18 protein-coding genes are annotated in these 18,205 nt (G+C 30.8%); 2 read left to right on the top strand and 16 right to left on the bottom strand.

What is annotated here, in order from left to right:
- The first annotated feature begins 246 nt into the window (after window positions 1-246).
- The gene (locus tag OIO11_RS15055; RefSeq protein ID WP_268072264.1) at window positions 247-1,077 is read left to right on the top strand and encodes an SDR family oxidoreductase; all 831 of its coding nucleotides are present in this window, start codon (window positions 247-249) and stop codon (window positions 1,075-1,077) included.
- A 52-nt stretch (window positions 1,078-1,129) separates the two neighbouring features.
- Here OIO11_RS15055 and OIO11_RS15050 read toward each other — a convergent pair whose 3' ends face one another.
- The 16 genes from OIO11_RS15050 to OIO11_RS14975 form a co-directional block, all read right to left on the bottom strand.
- On the bottom strand, window positions 1,130-1,654 hold the full coding sequence (locus OIO11_RS15050) for an ECF transporter S component (RefSeq protein ID WP_268072263.1): 525 nt from the start codon (window positions 1,652-1,654) through the stop codon (window positions 1,130-1,132).
- Between the two features lie 190 nt (window positions 1,655-1,844).
- A complete protein-coding gene (gene def, locus OIO11_RS15045; protein ID WP_268072262.1) occupies window positions 1,845-2,315 on the bottom strand; it encodes a peptide deformylase in 471 nt (156 codons plus the stop codon).
- 128 nt (window positions 2,316-2,443) lie between these two features.
- A complete protein-coding gene (locus OIO11_RS15040) occupies window positions 2,444-3,106 on the bottom strand; it encodes a V-type ATP synthase subunit D (protein ID WP_268072261.1) in 663 nt (220 codons plus the stop codon).
- A gap of 2 nt (window positions 3,107-3,108) precedes the next feature.
- Complete coding sequence (locus OIO11_RS15035) at window positions 3,109-4,491, bottom strand: V-type ATP synthase subunit B (RefSeq protein ID WP_268072260.1); 1,383 nt, start codon at window positions 4,489-4,491, stop codon at window positions 3,109-3,111.
- Window positions 4,484-6,259, bottom strand: coding sequence for a V-type ATP synthase subunit A (locus OIO11_RS15030; protein ID WP_268072259.1), 1,776 nt, complete (start codon window positions 6,257-6,259; stop codon window positions 4,484-4,486). Before OIO11_RS15030 ends, OIO11_RS15035 begins: the two co-directional genes overlap by 8 nt.
- Before the next feature lie 18 nt (window positions 6,260-6,277).
- Window positions 6,278-6,586, bottom strand: coding sequence for a V-type ATP synthase subunit F (locus OIO11_RS15025; protein WP_268072258.1), 309 nt, complete (start codon window positions 6,584-6,586; stop codon window positions 6,278-6,280).
- Complete coding sequence (locus OIO11_RS15020; RefSeq protein WP_268072257.1) at window positions 6,579-7,580, bottom strand: V-type ATP synthase subunit C; 1,002 nt, start codon at window positions 7,578-7,580, stop codon at window positions 6,579-6,581. The genes OIO11_RS15025 and OIO11_RS15020 overlap by 8 nt, the downstream gene beginning before the upstream one ends.
- A 14-nt stretch (window positions 7,581-7,594) precedes the next feature.
- A complete protein-coding gene (locus OIO11_RS15015) occupies window positions 7,595-8,191 on the bottom strand; it encodes a V-type ATP synthase subunit E (protein WP_268072256.1) in 597 nt (198 codons plus the stop codon).
- Window positions 8,192-8,218: 27 nt separating this feature from the next.
- On the bottom strand, window positions 8,219-8,707 hold the full coding sequence (locus OIO11_RS15010; protein ID WP_268072255.1) for a V-type ATP synthase subunit K: 489 nt from the start codon (window positions 8,705-8,707) through the stop codon (window positions 8,219-8,221).
- 114 nt (window positions 8,708-8,821) lie between these two features.
- Window positions 8,822-10,783, bottom strand: a complete 1,962-nt coding sequence (locus OIO11_RS15005; RefSeq protein WP_268072254.1) for a V-type ATP synthase subunit I — start codon at window positions 10,781-10,783, stop codon at window positions 8,822-8,824.
- Window positions 10,770-11,096 (bottom strand): ATPase, encoded by a 327-nt coding sequence (locus OIO11_RS15000; protein ID WP_268072253.1) that lies wholly within the window; start codon window positions 11,094-11,096, stop codon window positions 10,770-10,772. Before OIO11_RS15000 ends, OIO11_RS15005 begins: the two co-directional genes overlap by 14 nt.
- Before the next feature lie 334 nt (window positions 11,097-11,430).
- Window positions 11,431-13,140, bottom strand: coding sequence for a B12-binding domain-containing radical SAM protein (locus tag OIO11_RS14995; RefSeq protein ID WP_268072252.1), 1,710 nt, complete (start codon window positions 13,138-13,140; stop codon window positions 11,431-11,433).
- Window positions 13,115-13,687: a methyltransferase domain-containing protein gene (locus OIO11_RS14990; protein WP_268072251.1), complete on the bottom strand. Its 573-nt coding sequence runs from the start codon at window positions 13,685-13,687 to the stop codon at window positions 13,115-13,117. The genes OIO11_RS14995 and OIO11_RS14990 overlap by 26 nt, the downstream gene beginning before the upstream one ends.
- Before the next feature lie 124 nt (window positions 13,688-13,811).
- Window positions 13,812-14,531: a zinc dependent phospholipase C family protein gene (locus tag OIO11_RS14985; protein ID WP_268072250.1), complete on the bottom strand. Its 720-nt coding sequence runs from the start codon at window positions 14,529-14,531 to the stop codon at window positions 13,812-13,814.
- A 19-nt stretch (window positions 14,532-14,550) separates the two neighbouring features.
- Complete coding sequence (locus OIO11_RS14980; protein WP_268072249.1) at window positions 14,551-15,873, bottom strand: hypothetical protein; 1,323 nt, start codon at window positions 15,871-15,873, stop codon at window positions 14,551-14,553.
- A gap of 66 nt (window positions 15,874-15,939) precedes the next feature.
- Complete coding sequence (locus OIO11_RS14975) at window positions 15,940-16,503, bottom strand: ferritin family protein (protein ID WP_268072248.1); 564 nt, start codon at window positions 16,501-16,503, stop codon at window positions 15,940-15,942.
- Window positions 16,504-16,719: 216 nt separating this feature from the next.
- Here OIO11_RS14975 and OIO11_RS14970 point away from each other — a divergent pair, with 216 nt between their 5' ends.
- Window positions 16,720-17,967, top strand: coding sequence for a dicarboxylate/amino acid:cation symporter (locus OIO11_RS14970; RefSeq protein WP_268072247.1), 1,248 nt, complete (start codon window positions 16,720-16,722; stop codon window positions 17,965-17,967).
- The last annotated feature ends 238 nt before the right edge of the window (window positions 17,968-18,205 follow it).

Raw genomic sequence — 18,205 nt, 5'->3', positions numbered from 1 at the left:
AAACTTCAAAGAAGTTTTAATGCAATGAATAGTATTTACTGCAGCTTATATACCTTATATAACATACATTCATATATTATATTTATTAATAATATAAACCGTTTTCCTATTAAAACAATTATAACATATATGACTGATATTAAACTACTAGAGTATATATTTTTAAATATGAAAACTTTATATAAATGCATTAAATTCCCCTAACTTATCATAAACTTAAATATAGAACTTTTTTAGGAGGTTTATATGAATGTATTGATAACTGGTGGGAATAACCCCATAGGTATGGCTTTTGCTAAGTATTTGGATAATAAACATAAAATCTTTTTATTAGATAAAAACTCATTGGACATAACTAATAGAATTGAAACTATAAAAACAATATCTGAGATTAACCCTGAAATAGTTATTCATTGTGATGAAATAAACGATATGGAAACCTGCGAAAAAAATGATAATCTTGCTTATACCATAAACACCCTCGGCTGCTTAAATGTAGCTTACAGCTGCTGTTCTTTAAACATTCCCATAATTTATCTTTCTACTAGTCATGTATACGACAGCAAAAAAGAAAGTCCTTATTATGAAACTGATAACTGCAACCCAATTAATGTATATGGTAAAACAAAGCTTGCAGGTGAAAATTTAATAAGAACTTTATACAATAAATTCTTTATTATTCGCTGCGGATGGATTTTTGGCGAAGATAACGACTTCATTCAGAAGGTTCTTAGCAATAAAGACGTCCCTATTTTTATGTGTTCAAATGAAATTGGCAGTCCAACGTATATTGAAGATTTATGTATTACAGTAGATAAATTTATGACTACAAATTATTATGGGATATATAATTGTGCTAATCCTGATCCAGTCAATAAATCACTCTGGGTAAAATATATATTGGAATGTGCTAATAAGAAAAAGGAAATTATTGAAATACCACAAAACTATATATCAAATTGCGCCCCTAGACCTAGTTATTCTGCATTAAAAACAACATTACTAAAAAATTCTCTTAATCTTGAACTGCCTAATTGGCGTGAAAGAACAAAGACTATAGTAAAAAATATAACTTAACCTTAATAAACTGCAACTAAAAAAAGTTACCTCTAAGATGAGATAACTTTTTTTATTTTGTTACTGTCTTGTTATTGAAATCGGATTGGCCACTTTTATTTAAAGCTTGTATAAGTACTCCTGATATAGCACCATCAACTAAATGATGAAGAACTGTACCAATTCCTATAGTTAATATAACATAACTAATTGTAAATCCTTTTACCCCCATAAATGGTATAGTTGACAATCCTTCTAATATTCCATGTATTGGTGCTGTAATAATTACTACTTTTGAAAAACCTACTTCCTTTTTAAGTAAATATGATCCTATAATGCCAACAAACACATGCATAAAAGCTCTAGCAGCAATATATGGTCCCAGTGCAATTAAAAATCCAAACGCAGACCCTACTCCAACTACTACTGCTGCTCCTGGTCCTAAAAACATAGCTAAAAATACTGGTACATGTGATGCAAGAGTTGCAGAAAATACAGGTGGTATAACTACTCTTAAAAATCCAAAATAAAGTGGTATTATCATAGCAAAAGCAGTCAATAATGCCGCAAATGTCATTTTCCTTACATTTTCCCTCATTTTTACACCTCCTCGTACTGATGTATATACAGTAGTATACACTTATAGCTTTCCTTTGTAAATAGTCACGTTTATTTTTCAACCTTAATAATCATAAATAATACTACTTAAAAGCATCAAAAAAGAAGCAAGGACAGCTATCCATACTTAGCTATTTCCTTACTTCTCTTTTTTAGCTTCTTTTCCTTATTTAAACTTGCTCTTCTATCTTATAGACTTTTTTTGCTTTATCCATATAAAGTATTCCATCCAAGTGGTCAGTTTCATGACATATAGCCCTTGCCATAAAACCTTCTGCTTCATATTGAACAAGCTTTCCTTTTTCATTCATGCCGCTAACAACTACTCTTCTTGGTCTTGCCACTATACCCTCGTATCCTGGGTAACTTAAGCATCCCTCAATATCTTCATATTCACCAATTTTTTTTATGATTTTAGGATTTAATAAAATCAGTGGATCGCTTCCATCTCTCAAATCAATTACAAATGCTCTTTTTAATACTCCTATCTGAGGTGCAGCAAGACCTACCCCGTCTCCTGCATATAATGTATCTTTTAAATCTTGAATTAGTTCTAAAACTTCATCATTAACCTCTGTAATTCTTCTACTTTTTCTTGTTAAAACATCATTTCCAACCTTTACAATTTCTCTAACTGCCATTATTCAACTTCCTTCCTATAATAAACATATGTATTGAACTATGTCCATTAACATTATATACGCTTAACAATAGTTTTTCCACAAAAATAAACCTACATTTTAAATACCAATGCAGGTTTATTTTTATTCTAAGCCTTCTCTGCTGCCCTTGCAGCTGCCTCTTCCATCATACTCTTAACTTTCATAAGTCTTGTTAATGCACCTCTTTCATTTTCATCCAGCTTCATTTGAATATATCTAATTGTTTCTTGAAGCTGAGGAATTGTCATATATTCAAGAGCATTAACTCTTCTTCTTGTTTTTTCAATTTCATCAGCCATAAGCTGACAAGATTTTTCAACCTCTGCAAGTTCTAAAAGCTTTGGAAGTATTCCATAAAGTTTTTCTATAGCTCCATCCAATTCTGCAGAAGTATTAGCAAAACCATAAGGATAAATACTTCCTTCATCATCACCAAGAGCTCTTTTAAACTCCATTTCGGGAACATTTACACTCATTATATTCTTAGTTAAAATATCTACTGTAATACGTTCTTTTGGATAAGCAATAGCTTCCTCTAATAATTCAGAAGACATTAATGCTCTAGCCATAACAAAATCTTTAAAAGAACCTCCAAGCTCTTCTTCTACACTTTTTCTCAACTGATTGTTATATTTTACAAGGTCTATAAATCTCCTCATAAGCTCATCCTGCTTATCTTTAAGAAGTTTATGTCCTCTTGTAGCAGTAACTAACCTCTTTTTTAACTTTGTGAGTTCCATTCTTGTAGGATTGACATTAAGCCTAGCCATGGTTACTCACCTTCTTTTTCATCTAAATATTTCTCTAAATATTCATCTCTAATTCTCTTAAGCTCTGTTCTTGGAAGTATCTTCAGAAGCTTCCAGCCTAAGCTTAGTGTTTCTTCAATACTTCTATTTGTTTGAAAACCTTGAGCTACATACTCTTTTTCAAAAGCATCAGCAAATTTTGCATAAGCTTTGTCTGTATCAGATAATGCAGATTCTCCAAGGATAACAGCAAGTTCTTTTGCCTGTTTACCTTGTGCATAGCCTGAGAACAACTGGTTCATTGTATCTGCATGATCTTCTCTGGTTTTTCCTTTACCTATCCCCTTATCTTTAAGTCTTGAAAGAGATGGCAATACGTCAATCGGAGGCATTATTCCTTTCTTATAAAGCTCTCTTGATAATATAATCTGCCCCTCAGTTATGTACCCTGTAAGATCAGGAATTGGGTGAGTTTTATCATCTTCTGGCATTGTAAGAATTGGTATTTGTGTTATTGAACCTTCTTTTCCTTTTATTCTTCCTGCTCTTTCATATAAGGTAGAAAGGTCTGTATATAGATATCCAGGATATCCACGTCTGCCTGGAACTTCTTTTCTTGCTGCTGAAACCTCACGAAGAGCTTCACAATAGTTTGTAATATCAGTCATTATAACAAGTACGTGCATACCTCTTTCATAAGCCAAATATTCAGCTGTAGTAAGAGCCATTCTAGGAGTTGCTATACGTTCAACCGCAGGATCTGATGCAAGATTCATGAATAAAACTGTTCTGTCTATAGCTCCTGTTTTAGTAAAATCTTCCACAAAAAATTGAGCTTCTTCAAAAGTAATACCAACTGCTGCAAACACAACGGCAAACTTGGAATCTGATTTCAAAACTCTTGCCTGTCTAGCTATCTGTGCCGCAAGTTCAGCATGTGGCAGACCTGAACCTGAAAATACAGGAAGTTTTTGTCCTCTAACTAAAGTGTTAAGTCCATCTATTGCAGAAATTCCAGTTTGAATAAATTCTGATGGATAGTTTCTAGCAAATGGATTTAAAGGTTCACCATTGATATCAAGTTTTTTGTCAGGGATTATTTTTGGTCCACCATCCTTAGGTCTGCCAAGTCCATCAAAGACTCTTCCAAGCATATCCTCTGAAACTCCTATTTCAAGAGGTCTTCCTAGAAACCTAGCCTTTGTTTCTTTCAAGTTAATTCCTGAAGAACCTTCAAATATCTGAACTACAGCCTTATCTTGGTTGATTTCAAGTACATTACCATGTCTTATTTCGCCAGTTTGAAGTTGAATTTCAACAAGCTCACCATAATTTACTCCCTTAACTCCATCAACTACCATTAAAGGTCCAACAACTTCTGTAACTGTTTTATATTCCTTAAGCATTTTTAACACCTTCTTCCGCTATCAGCTTATCCATTGCCTTATTCAATTCTACAGCTATTCCATCAATCTTATCTATTTCAGTTTCTGCAACATATTTTGCTCTTGCAATTTTATCTTTTATTTCTTCCATACCTATAATTTTCTTTAAGTAAACTCCTGCTTTTAATGCACGTTCTGCTTCATCCCCAAAAGCAAGAACCAGCTTTAGCATTTTATATTGTTTATTAAGAGATGCATAGGTATCAATATCGTGGAAAGCGTTTTGCATTAAATAGTCTTCTCTTATGGATTTTGCAACTTCTAATTTCAATCTATCCTTCTCTGAAAGAGCATCTATACCAACGAGTCTAACTATTTCTTCAAGATTTGCTTCTTCTTGAAGCAAAGTCATAGCTCTTGTCCTAAGCTCAACCCACTCTTCTGAAACATTTTCATTCATCCATGTACCTATTTTTTCAAGATATAGTGAATAAGAATTTAACCAGTTTATCGCAGGGAAATGTCTTCTATATGCAAGCTGTGCATCAAGTCCCCAGAATACCTTAACTATCCTCAAAGTTGCCTGTGTTACTGGTTCAGACAAGTCTCCTCCTGGAGGTGATACTGCACCTATAGCTGTAAGTGCTCCTTCTCTTCCATCTTCTCCAAGACATATAACCTTACCTGCTCTTTCATAGAAGTCTGCAAGTCTTGATCCCAAGTAAGCCGGATAACCTTCGTCACCAGGCATTTCTTCAAGTCTGCCTGACATTTCTCTAAGCGCTTCTGCCCAACGTGATGTTGAGTCAGCCATAAGTGCTACTGAATATCCCATATCTCTAAAATACTCTGCAATTGTTATACCTGTATATATTGAAGCTTCACGAGCAGCAACAGGCATATTTGAGGTATTCGCTATAAGTACTGTTCTTTTCATGAGAGTTTCACCAGTTTTAGGGTCCTTTAACTCTGGAAACTCATTAAGAACATCAGTCATCTCATTTCCACGTTCTCCACATCCTATATAAACAACTATCTCAGCATCTCCCCATTTGGCAAGCTGATGTTGAACTACAGTCTTACCACTTCCGAAAGGTCCTGGTACGCAGGCAGCTCCTCCTTTTGCAACTGGGAAAAATGTATCTACTATTCTCTGTCCTGTAACTAATGGAGCAGCTGGATTTAACTTTTCAGCAAATGGTCTTCCACGTCTAACAGGCCATTTTTGCATTAAAGTCAGTTTTTTAATTCCATCTACTGTTTCAATTTCTGCAATTGTTTCCTCTAATGTATGTTCTCCTTCAGCAATAAATTTTACCTTTCCCTCTATTCCATAAGGAATCATTATTTTATGATTTACCACAGTAGTTTCTTGAACTGTTCCTATTACATATCCAGATTTAACTTCATCTCCTACCTTAACTGTAGGTATAAAGTTCCATTTTTTTTCTCTGTTTAATGGTAATACTTCAATACCTTTTGTTAAGAAGCTTCCTGCTTTTTCCATGATAGCATCTAAAGGTCTCTGAATTCCATCAAACATTGATTCTATAAGTCCAGGTCCAAGCTCAACGCTTAAAGGTTCTCCTGTTGTCTCAACAGGGTCACCAGGTCCAAGACCTGAAGTTTCTTCATATACCTGAATAGAAGCCTTATCGCCTCTCATTTCAATTATTTCACCAATAAGACGCTTATTACCAACTTTGACAACATCGTATATATTAGCTTCATCCATGCCTTCAGCTACAACCAAAGGTCCTGATACTTTAATAATTCTTCCGATCTTCAAGTTACCTACCTACCTTCCTTATAAAATATTAACTCCTACAGCCTTTTCTACATTATTTCTTATTCTCTGCATACCAATATTAAGTGAACCTTGATTACTTGGTATCAATATAACAGCTGGAAGTATTTCTCTATTATATCTTTCAATTGTCTCTTCTATATCTTTGGCAACTTGCTCAGTTACAAATATAACTGCATATTTATCCATAGCCATTCTATCAATAGTCTTTTGGGCCTCATCTGCTTCTACAACTGGATATACATCAATGCCAATTGCTTTAAAAGCAAGAACCGAATCTTTGTCTCCAACAACCCCTATCTTATACATAAATATCACGCAGCCTTTCTCTTATTATATCTCCAGCAATATTGTTCAGCTTTCCAACCATTATAATTCTCACAATCTTAATTTCATTTTCTTTAGCGAAGATATAAGCAAGTAAAGGTTCTATTCCAAAACTGACATATTTTGAATCTCTTATAAAATTCATGATGTAATTATCAGAAAGTTTTTCTAACACTTTTAAATTGCCATTTTGCGTATATTCATCCATTGCTAGCTTTACAATTTCATTATAAGCTGTATATTGTAATTTACTTACAATATTTTCATTAGACCCATTTAACATCTCAAGTAAAGCTTCTTTTTCCAATTTACCGCCTTCTATTAGTACATTTTCTAAAAACTTTCTGGATTTTTTCTGCTTTTTAACTCTAAGTAAAGTTTTTAAATTTATTAAATCAATATTCATTTTTAAAAATTCCAATAAGTACGACTCACCTAAAACGTCAGCTCTTGAAAGCATATCTTTATACATATATCTGTCTAAAATTATATCTATCTGCTGAGGGTCTTTCTCTTCTTGAAAAGATGCTTCGGCTTTTTCTATTGCTTCTGTCATTATGAGAGATAACTCCTTATAATCCACCATTGAAATATGCATCTTCATGTTATCAACAGGTACTGTTCCTACTGGGATTAGAAGATAATCTAAGTCTTTGTTTAAAGCCCTTCCCTTTAAAAGTACTTTAATATTATGATAATCATATCTTACACTCATGGTATCAATTAAACTCTTATCAGGCGATACCTCGTACATGAATGAATATAACCTTTTAAGTTCTTCACTCAACACTATTTCATAATCTTCTGCCCTTTTAACATTTGTCATCAATGTACCATATTCAGTTTCTTGAAGTATTTTAAAGGTTTCTTCTGCGGAATTACCTTCAATCATTCTTTCAATTTTAGCTTTGTCAAGGAGCTTATTTTCTACTGATCTAATTCTAGGTACAGCCTGAACATATTTTATGTTACTCATTAAGCCATCCTCCTTTAGTTAAACAAAGCACTTATAACTTCGGCCTCAAGCTCATCTCTTAAAGACATGATCAAAGCTTCAAAAGTATTGTTTATTTCAATACCATTTTTAGCTAAAATATAACCACCTTGTATATCTCTCTTTTCAGAACTTAATTTTAATTCTCCTTTTTTACCTGAAGCTATCAATGCATTATTTAATTCATTTATAAATTCAGGAGTTACTGCATTATTGTTATCTCCAACTATTACTTCTTCATCTCCATCTATATCCAGTGATAAAATACTATTTTTCATAAATTTCAAAAGCTCTTTCTTTGAAATTTGGTTTAATTTCTCCAACGCAGTATTGAAGGCATTATCCAAAACTTCTCCTTTTGCGCCTAATTTCATGTTTCTAACTTGAAGCTGGGCATTAGATATAATTCTCTCAGCCTTTGTTTTTGCCTCAGCTTCTGCTTTTGAAATCATTATTTTTTTTTCTTCTTCAGCTTTTGCTATTTTTTCATCAATCAACTTTTTTTCTATATTCTTAGCTTCTTCAATAAGCCCTTTTGCAGTATTATTTGCATCTTCAATTATTTTTGATGTCAAATTATTGATACTAGACATGTCTATCCACATCCTAACCTTTTTTATTTATATTTTAAATATCATCAATAATGATGCAACGAATCCTAATAATGCATATGTTTCAACCATTACTGCAAATAATACACCTTTCATTACATGATCTGGTTTTTTAGCTAGTATAGTCATACCTGCTGCTGCAGTTTTTGCTTGTGATATTGCTGATTTCCAACCTGCAAATGCTATAGGAAGTGCTGCTATAAAGTAGAAGAATCCTTTGCCAAGTTCTGGTATATTTCCACCTAGCATTCCTATTCTAGTAAGTATAAGTATTCCTGTAACGAATCCATATAAGCCTTGAGTACCTGGTAATAATTCAAGAATAAGCGCTTTACCAAATTTGTCCGGATCTTCTGTAACTACTCCTGAAGCAGCTTCACCAACAATTCCTATACCTCTTGCTGAACCTATTCCTGGTAAGAATGTAGCAAGTGCAGCACCAAATAGTGCAAATAATAATCCCCCATTTTGTACCATAAAATCCATAAAAGTCTTCATTTACTATTCCTCCTAAAATTAAGTTATTATTAAAAATATTAAGAATATTTAATACATAAAAATATCCTTGAGATTTTAAGTATTTCTTAATAAAGTGTATATGTTAATTGATTTTTAATTAACATTTGCTTTTTTATTTGTAATATTCATAAATCTATTTAAAGGCTTAAATGGAGTGAATTTTTTTCCTCCACCTTCATAGAACTTATTGAAAAATTCCAAGTACTGCAATCTGCTTGTGTGAACATAAGCACCTAAAGCATTAACTCCCAGGTTAAATAGGTGTCCACCAACAAATATAATAGGTCCTGCAATTATTCTTCCTGCTCCTGGTATTAAATTAATCATAAGGTTAAATGAATTAGCAATAAATCCAGTAGCAAGTCCTAAAGCAAGTAGTCTTGAATAAGATACTATATCGCCTATATATCCAGTAATGCCATATAAGCCATAAATTCCTCCTCCTATTTTACCACCAATTGTTTCAGCATCTCTTCCCTGTGTTAATACCAATCCAACAAAACCAATTATAATTACTACTTTACCAGTACCTCTTAGAGTAGGATTAATCATCATAAAAATTCCTGCAAGAGACACATACCATAAACCTACATCAAAAACTGCATCAATATATTTCTTGTCTCTGATTAACACATAAGCTTTCATTCCAAGTCCAACCAAAATATGAATAATCCCAAATATCACTGAAATTACACCTATCATCTTTAGGTCATATTGTGTATTTAGTAGATAAGGTGCAGGTGTTCCTAAAAATTTTTCTGGAGCATCACCAAACCATCCTCCATATATAGCACCCCAAATAGTTGTTGATATTCCTAGGTATAAAAATAACTTCATAAAGTTTTTTGTACCCTTTTCCAGCTTAAAAAACTTTAATGCTAATGCTGTTCCAATTACCATCACTATTCCATATCCTGCATCTGATAACATCATTCCAAAGAATAGAAAATAGAATATAGACAGTACCAGAGTTGGGTCCACTTCTTTATAATTAGGTAGAGAATACATTTCTGTTATGCTTTCAAAAGGTTCTGCCCATCCATTATTTTGTAGTAATATTGGAACCTTATCTTCTTCTTTTGCTTCTTCAAACTCTAAGTAATAGTTTGCTTTAACCACTTCTTTTACAATTTGTTCAAGTTCTTCATTTGAGGATATGGTGTTCCATCCCTCAATGGCTACAATATTGTTTGTCTTTATAAAATTTGAACTAGCCTTTGCTCTATCTAGTCTATTGGAATAATACTCACAAACCAACTCAAGTTTTTCTTGATAATCTTTCAATTCCTTAAGGCTTTTTTCAATTTTCTCTTTTTCTTGTTCTATTTCTTTTATTCTGTTCTCATAACCTTTTATTATGTTTGCAGGACTCTTATCGTAATTAAAGCTAGCTTTACTAAATCCATATTTTTTAAGTATTTCGCTAATACTGTATTCCAATTCCTTAATTACTATTGCTAAAAGATATGTCTCATCCTTACCCTGGTTTGTAATTTCCAAATAAGAATATTCTGTCTTTTTTTCAAATTCTTCAGTAAAAGAATTTTTTAGATTAGTTGGAATTGTACCTAAAAAGTATGATGTATATTTTAGTTGTTTTAACTGTTCAAAAGAACAGTCAAAGTTACTCCAAGGTAATAGTATTTCAATCTCTGATTCAATTTTTGTTCTTTCGTTGATAAGAGAATTTTGTTTTTCTTCTTTCCCTTTTAACTCTTTGTAAATTGATATCCAATCTATATTTTTTATCTGTTCCTCTAGTTCATCAAAGGTAATAACTTTTTTGCCTTTTTTAAGTGCTTGAATTCCTCCCTCTTTATCTATATAAGATTTTAAAAACTCTAAAGAGAATTTAATCTTGGACAAATCATTTTCTCTACTTGAAATTTCTTTGTCCTCTGCGGCACTTTTCAGAAAGCTTAACTCTTCGTTTTCTAATTTGGATTGAAGATCAATGAATTGTACTGCTTCAAATCTCTGAAGTCTCTCGAGTAAGGCTTCCTTTTCATTTTCAAAGGCAAATAATGTGAATTTATTCATTTTAACTATCGCCATTTACATTCACTATCCTCTCAATTACTAAATTCACTGCCTTATCAAGTCTTTCCTTATGAATGTTTGTAATGCTTTGGGTTTCTTTTTTACCTTGTTCCAGTATAGGTGCTGCTTCCTTCTTTGCTTTTTCTACAGCAGCATCAATAATTTTCTTTGCTTCTAATTTAGCCTCAGATAAAACTCTTTTGTATTCGTTAAGCGCTTTTACCTCTGCCTCTTTAGTAATCTTGTTGCCTTCACCTTGAGCATTTTTAATAATTTCATGTGCCTTTTCTTCAGCAGATTTAATTTCCTTAATTGCTTCTACGGCCAAGCTATCACCACCTTTTATATTTAGTTTATAATTTTTACCAACTCAATAAATCATAAATCCTAATACTTAATATAGTATTAGGAATACCTAATGCAGTATTACTAACACTATATATGGTATTAATAACAGCTTGTTTATATTATAATACTGTTATATAACAAATTTCAATGTTTGAAATTGTTATATTTTCAGAATTTAAATAACATTTCGATAAATATCATGATTTTTCTAATAAATACACTATTTATTGTTGTTTTTATATTTTTTACTTTTATTCTCAAATTTTAACTTTAGATTTTGAACTGTGTAAAAGTTTACTTTTTAGTAAATTAAATTATTGGACTATTATATGGGTAACTTCCTGTATATTATTGTGATTCAACTCATCATACGCCAAATAGATATTTTTTTCTAGAATTTCTCCTGTTTTAACAAAGTTTACCACATCAATGCTATATCTTTCAATATGAAACTTGTTTTTTTCAAACCCAAGTCCCATATTTAATACTTTTTCTCTAAGGGCTTTGCTTTCTTTTTTATCGGTTTCTTCCCTTATAAATTCAGGTATTCCTTTTCTCTTGTTAAACATAAGATAATCATATTTAACAATTTCTTTTACTATCTCATTACTTTCTTTTAGCTTTTCACAATTAAACTCTAGAAATACCTTATAATAATCAGCTGCTGAAATATTTCTTTGGAAATATCCTTTTTCTTCAAAAAAATCACCTAAAGAATGATAAAAATCAAAAGGATTACTGAATTTTGATATAAAATACATTAAAATTATATCGAATTTTTGTGAGTTATAATATTTATCCACTACAGCCTCAACTTTTTTTAGTGTTATTAATTCTTCGTAGCTTATATCCTTAGTCTTTAGTATTTCATATGGTGGATATGGAGAATATTTCATTCCCCAGTCTTCAGCTTCATACATCATTGGAGAACCTTTTAAAATCTTCAAAAATCCTAATTGTATTTCTTCTGGTTCCATAAGGTATACCTCATTAAAGGACTTTTTAAATGATTCAAAATCTTCTCCTGGAAGACCTGCTATAAGATCCAAATGCTGCTGTATATTTTTTAGTTTTTTTACTTCTTCTACCTTTTCCTTAATATTTTTGAAGTTTACATGTCTGTTTATGTTTTTTAAAGTCTCGTTATTTGTGGTCTGAACTCCCACCTCGAATTGAATTCTTCCTTTCGGAGCCTTTGATAAAAGTTTTATTTCATTTTCTGTTAAAATATCAGCTGAAATTTCAAAATGAAATTTTGTATCTGTATCTTGTTCAATTATGAATTTCCATATACTTATAGCAAAACTCTCACTACAATTAAAAGTTCTGTCTACAAATTTAATAAGTCTTACCTTTTTATCTATTAAAAATTTCAATTCAGATTTCACTTTTTCAATATCCCTGAATCTAACTTTTCTATCTACAGAAGAAAGACAGTATTTACATCCAAAAGGACATCCTCTAGAAGCTTCATAGTATACTATTTTATTACTTAAATCATCTTCCTTAGTATATGGAAAAACTACATCATTTATATCCATATTAGTCTTGTTTCCACCATAATGTACTTTTCCATCAATCTTATAATACAATCCTCTAATGTCTTTTAACTCTAACCTTTTATCACCTTGCTGTTCTTCTTGTAATTTATATAAAATTATTTCTCTAAAGGTTTTTTCTCCTTCTCCTTCTATCAAGTATTCTCCAGGATTATTCTCTAAAAATTTCTTTCCATCAAAACTTACTTCTGGACCACCATAAAATATTTCAATATTACTATCTATGATTTTTATCAGCTTAGCTAAAGCTTTCACAACCTCAATATTCCATATATAACATGAAAATCCTATCACATCAGGTTTTTCTTTCATAAGCTCTTCAACTATTCTTTCCACCCTGTCATTTATAGAAAATTCTCTTATGTTACACTGATAGTTTAAATCTTTAGTATACGCCGTCAAATATCTTATTGCTAAATTTGAGTGTATAAACTTTGAATTAATCGCTGCTAATGTTACCTTCATTTTTAATTCTCCTTTTCTTCTGTGCCTTTATGTAATATATATTTTTTAAGCTTTTAGAACATATTATATCAAAATGTTGACTTAATAGTTCTAAAGTACTTTTATATGAACTTTCCTTAAAAATATTATAATCTTTGATTTCCAATTCTTTAACTTTTTTATCTGGCATTAAAACCTTGACTTTATCATTAAAAGTTTTTCCATATTTTTTTTCTATATCCCATATATATATATATCCATCTTCTTTTAAGTATTTAAAAACTTCTTCCAATAAACCGTTCTTCCTTATTTTAAACATTATACTACTAAAAGCCAAAAACATCACGCAGCTATCATAGTAATTTTCTTCCACATTCACCTTATTATCATTTCCATTTATATATTCCACATTAAATTCCTTATTACTTAATTTATATATGTTATAAGCTATGCCATAATTACTGAACCCAACATCCAATACATTTCCTTTAAATCTTTTATTTTCTAAATTAATTAAATTTTCTTCTTCTATACTTTCTACACGTTCTATACTTTCTACTCTTTCCATCATACTTTTCACCCACTTTTTCTACTTAACTTAAATCTACATCGCTTAAGATACTTTATATACAATTCTACATAAAAAAAATATTCCCTCCATTATATGGAAGAAATATTTTTACTTTACTTATTTAAGGCGTACATTCAATTTTATCTTTTAACTTTTCATAGAAATCCAACATGAATCCTGCTGTAGTGATTTGTGCTTCCTGTATAATTGTTGAAGCAATTTTCATATATCTTTCATCAATATTTCTAGTATTTATATATTTTAAATAGGTTTTATTAGCCATTAAAACATTATTTTTAATATATTCATCAATACTTTTGCAAGTTTTTATTCCTTTTTCAGTTTCAAAATGATGTCCCATTGCAATCTTACTTATTATCCATAATTCAAATTTTCTATGATGCTTTAAAAGTTTATTATTAGCATGTTGAGGCACTGTTGAATCCTGCATCAAATGACATGCTGCCCCGAAAAAAAACATTGTTTTTTTTATATCACCAATTTCAAGATAAGTGGTAGCTTTATTATAATATTTTTTACATTCATCCAGCGCATTAGAAAATCCATATAACCCTTTTCCAGTAGTAAAATGATAAAAATGATTAGAGCTTTTAAAATCTTGATCCGCCCAAGTAACTCCTTCATTTAATTCATTAATATACTTATTATAGTATTTATACTGCTGTAAGAATCCTTCATTTTTCAACAAGTCAATAGCCTTATTATTTATATATTTATGTGCCATACAATGAGTATTTATAATGATCTTTTTTACTGGATTTACAGCGAACATAACACCTCTTAAAGTTTTTCCATATGTTGATTCTATCTTTTTTTTCATTTTCTTTCCTCATTCCAATCTAGTTATTTTTATCTGTATTCTTCTTATTCATTACAGACTTTAATATACTGACTATTCCCATCAAACTGGCTATTATAATAAAATATAGAATCGGCCTGTTATCTTCGTATGATTCACCATTCCCCCTGAATCCATAACTATATAGATTTCCTTTATTTGAATCTAGTAATACAATCTTATTTTCTATATATTTAATACTGGAAATTCTACTTTCACTATTGAACTTTAGCTTTTCATTTAATACCCCTTTATTATTAAGATACCATATATTTTTATCTTTATCATCATAAAAATATATGCTGTCAGCTTCACCTAAGTTTCCTTCTTTGTCAACAATAATACTTTTTAATGTTCCTAAATTTTTATTAACATATAGTGGCCCTTCTGGATTAGTTGTTGTATGATTATCCAATATAAATGGTATCTTTTTATTGTTTTTCCCTTTAAATTTAGGTGAATTTATTGGATCTCCACCGCTATAATCTGGCCATCCATACCAGCACTTAGACTTTATTACAAAAATATAGTCTGTATCTCCTTTTACTGGTCTTAACCCTCTGTTCTCCATTCCACCAACTGTAGCTATCATTCTGGCTCTGCTGTCGAAATCCAATCCTTTTACATTCCTTATCCCCCAAGCATAAGTTGCAGAAGAACCTGTATCTAAATTGTACATTATTATAGAAGCATTTCCTGGGAAATGCCCTGGTATGATTTGTCCTTCAATATTTTTAGTGCCATAATTTACAAAAGCTCCACTTTTTCCATTTGAAAAGTTTATACCTCTCAAAACTATCTTATAAGGTGAAATATCATGATTATATGGATTGTTTTTAAGCCACTTGTTATCATCTCCAACCACTCCAGAGTTTGTAGCTGCCCCTATGGTTATATATAAATACTGTCCATTGACTTTTAAAATACTGTCTCCATAATCTCCAAAATTAGGCAAATCACTTATTATCTCTTTACACTGCTTATTATGTAAATCATAATAATATATACAATTATTACTGGAGAAATAAAGCTTTTCTTTATAATACTCCATACTGTGTATATTCATATTTTTATCTGCAAATATATCAAAACTTTTTCCATCCTTATCTATATACTGTATCTTAGTTTTGTATGCAATATAATAATTTTCATTGTTGTCCACTGAAAAATCAACAGCGTTCCTTAATCCTTTATATTTTAACTTACATTCCATATTATTATCTTTTATAACTATATTATAATCCTTAAAACAATATTTTTTTAAAAACATTACAGCAAAACAAAAGATAACAATTATTAATAATGTCTTTAGAAACCTCTTCATATTCCCTCCAAAAAAATTTCTCTTGTCTAAATATATTTTTTTAGACAAGAGGATATGAATGTTTTTCTATTGACAATCAGTTAAAATTATATGTTCCTTCTCTACTTCTGATAAAGCATTTAATGTCTTCTTTATAATTTCATTAGATATTGCTTTAAAATATTTATCATAAAAAGCTACTGCATGTTCTTCTCTTTTTTTAGCAATTTGTAAAAATTCTTCATCCTTATTATATTTTGTGTAGTTAGGCTTATTGAGTATGGGAAGCTCTTTAAAACCCCCTAACCTTTTATGTACATTTGCATGCATATATTCAATTCTACTTAAATCTAAAAATTCTTTTTGTAATTTATCATCTTTCACCAATTTTGATGCTTCAACATAAAAATCTCCATTAAATACTTCCAGCTTCATAGCATGATCTAATATTTTCAAGGTGTTAGAATCTATTGTTTTTATATCTACATTATATACTTTTCCCTCTTCTTGCAGATATACTTCACTAACCCCACAAAATGGACAATATTTAATAAATTTTTTTTTATTTCCTTCTATAAATGCATAATTGTTTAAACCAAAGTTTTTTTGGTTTATATTCATTCCACAAATAACACACTTTATTATACTCATAATCTCACCCCTCCTTATTATATACGAAATTCATATTTTAAGTAAAAATAATTCATTTCAAAACAATATTTTTTGATAATTTATTATCATTTTTCTTGTTTTATTGATTAACTTTTAATTAATTTGTTGATTTTCTTAACAATTTACTTTAGAATGTATTAGGATATATTTGTATTTCATATTTTTACTATCAATATTTTTAGGAGGTATTATTAAGTGCAGAAAAAAGGAAAAGGACTTTTATCTAATTTAGGTGTTTGGATTATTATTTCTATGATATTAGGTATTATTGTTGGTCTTAAAATGGGAAAAGACGCAGCTATATTTGCTCCACTTGGAGATATATTTATGCAGCTTATTAAAATGGTAGTTATTCCATTGGTTGCAACTTCTATCGTATCAGGAGCAGCTTCCATCGGAGAATCAAAATCAGCAGGTAAAATGGGAATAGCAACTTTTGCTTACTATTTGGCAACTACAGCAATAGCTGTATCCTTAGGATTAATCTTTGGTGAATTATTCAAGCCTGGTGCTGGAATAGACAAAGCAACTGTTCAAGCTATGTTCTCCCTTGAATATGCTGACAAGGGTACTATTCCTGGATTTTGGGAAACTATAAAAGGAGTTATTCCAGTAAATCCATTTGCTGCATTAGCGGATGGAAACAATATTCTTGCAATATTATTCTTCAGTTTATTCTTTGGATTCGGTGTTTCATCTTTAAAAGGTGAAAATAAAAAAATAGTAGTTGGTTTTTTCAATGGCGTAACTGACGCTCTTGTATTTGTAATAACACAAGCTATGTATGTAGCTCCACTAGGAGTATTTGCTCTATTAGCTGATGCTACTGGCAACTTTGGATGGAAAATAATCGGAATGCTGCTTGGTAAACTTTTAGTTGTAAATATAGTAGTTTTACTTATCCATGCTTATGGAGTTTATGGACTGGCAGTTAAATTATTTTCTAAAACATCACCAATAAAGTTTTTCAAAAAAATATACAAAGCTCAATTATTTGCACTATCAACAGCATCTTCAATGGCTACTCTTCCACTTAATAAAGAAATATGTGAGGAAGAACTTGGTATATCAAATGAAACTACATCATTTGTACTTCCATTAGGTGCAACAATCAACATGGATGGTAATGCTATTTACTATGCATTAGCAACTTGCTTCTTTGCTCAACTGTTTGGTATAGACTTAGGTGTACAGCAATATATAGCAATCATCTTTACTGCTACTATAGGTTCTATCGGTCAAGCTGGTGTACCTGGTCCTTCATTATTAGTTGTGGCAGTTCTAATTGCTGCTGGAGTACCTGTCGAAGGATTACCAATACTATTTGGTGTAGATAGAATTTTTGACATGTTAAGAACTTCTGTAAACATAGTAGGGGATGCCTCTTGTGCAGTTATCATAGACGGAATCAAGGAATCAGACGAAATCGACGCAGCTGTGTAGAATAAAATTGTGTAACAATTTTATTCTAGTAACCAGTCGCCACTCCCCAGTCCCCAGACAATGACGTTTTGCTAATGCAAAACTAAAATTAGAATAAAGCAAACTAGACTTAAAATAGAAATGCTCTATCTTTAAGTTTTTGCTGTTGCATCAAAGTAATAATTACTTCTTGACAACAGCATAAATGGAAAATTGTTTATAATGAAAAAAACACCTCTATGTGTTTAAATGATTTTGA

Source organism: Clostridium sp. ZS2-4, assembly GCF_026719745.1.
GTDB lineage: Bacteria > Bacillota > Clostridia > Clostridiales > Clostridiaceae > Clostridium_H.
Note: the sequence above shows the minus strand (reverse complement) of the source record. Positions and strands in the feature narration are given on the sequence as shown.

What these genes read in the sequence shown, in the direction of transcription:
- OIO11_RS15050 (WP_268072263.1), bottom strand. Translation starts at nt 1,654, where the DNA reads ATGAGGGAAAATGTAAGGAAAATGACATTTGCGGCATTATTGACTGCT.
- OIO11_RS15020 (WP_268072257.1), bottom strand. Translation starts at nt 7,580, where the DNA reads ATGAGTAACATAAAATATGTTCAGGCTGTACCTAGAATTAGATCAGTA.
- OIO11_RS15040 (WP_268072261.1), bottom strand. Translation starts at nt 3,106, where the DNA reads ATGGCTAGGCTTAATGTCAATCCTACAAGAATGGAACTCACAAAGTTA.
- OIO11_RS14975 (WP_268072248.1), bottom strand. Translation starts at nt 16,503, where the DNA reads ATGAGTATAATAAAGTGTGTTATTTGTGGAATGAATATAAACCAAAAA.
- OIO11_RS15010 (WP_268072255.1), bottom strand. Translation starts at nt 8,707, where the DNA reads ATGAAGACTTTTATGGATTTTATGGTACAAAATGGGGGATTATTATTT.
- OIO11_RS15015 (WP_268072256.1), bottom strand. Translation starts at nt 8,191, where the DNA reads ATGTCTAGTATCAATAATTTGACATCAAAAATAATTGAAGATGCAAAT.
- OIO11_RS15025 (WP_268072258.1), bottom strand. Translation starts at nt 6,586, where the DNA reads ATGTATAAGATAGGGGTTGTTGGAGACAAAGATTCGGTTCTTGCTTTT.
- OIO11_RS14995 (WP_268072252.1), bottom strand. Translation starts at nt 13,140, where the DNA reads ATGAAGGTAACATTAGCAGCGATTAATTCAAAGTTTATACACTCAAAT.
- OIO11_RS15035 (WP_268072260.1), bottom strand. Translation starts at nt 4,491, where the DNA reads ATGCTTAAGGAATATAAAACAGTTACAGAAGTTGTTGGACCTTTAATG.
- def (WP_268072262.1), bottom strand. Translation starts at nt 2,315, where the DNA reads ATGGCAGTTAGAGAAATTGTAAAGGTTGGAAATGATGTTTTAACAAGA.
- OIO11_RS14985 (WP_268072250.1), bottom strand. Translation starts at nt 14,531, where the DNA reads ATGAAAAAAAAGATAGAATCAACATATGGAAAAACTTTAAGAGGTGTT.
- OIO11_RS14980 (WP_268072249.1), bottom strand. Translation starts at nt 15,873, where the DNA reads ATGAAGAGGTTTCTAAAGACATTATTAATAATTGTTATCTTTTGTTTT.
- OIO11_RS15055 (WP_268072264.1), top strand. Translation starts at nt 247, where the DNA reads ATGAATGTATTGATAACTGGTGGGAATAACCCCATAGGTATGGCTTTT.
- OIO11_RS15005 (WP_268072254.1), bottom strand. Translation starts at nt 10,783, where the DNA reads ATGGCGATAGTTAAAATGAATAAATTCACATTATTTGCCTTTGAAAAT.
- OIO11_RS14990 (WP_268072251.1), bottom strand. Translation starts at nt 13,687, where the DNA reads ATGGAAAGAGTAGAAAGTATAGAACGTGTAGAAAGTATAGAAGAAGAA.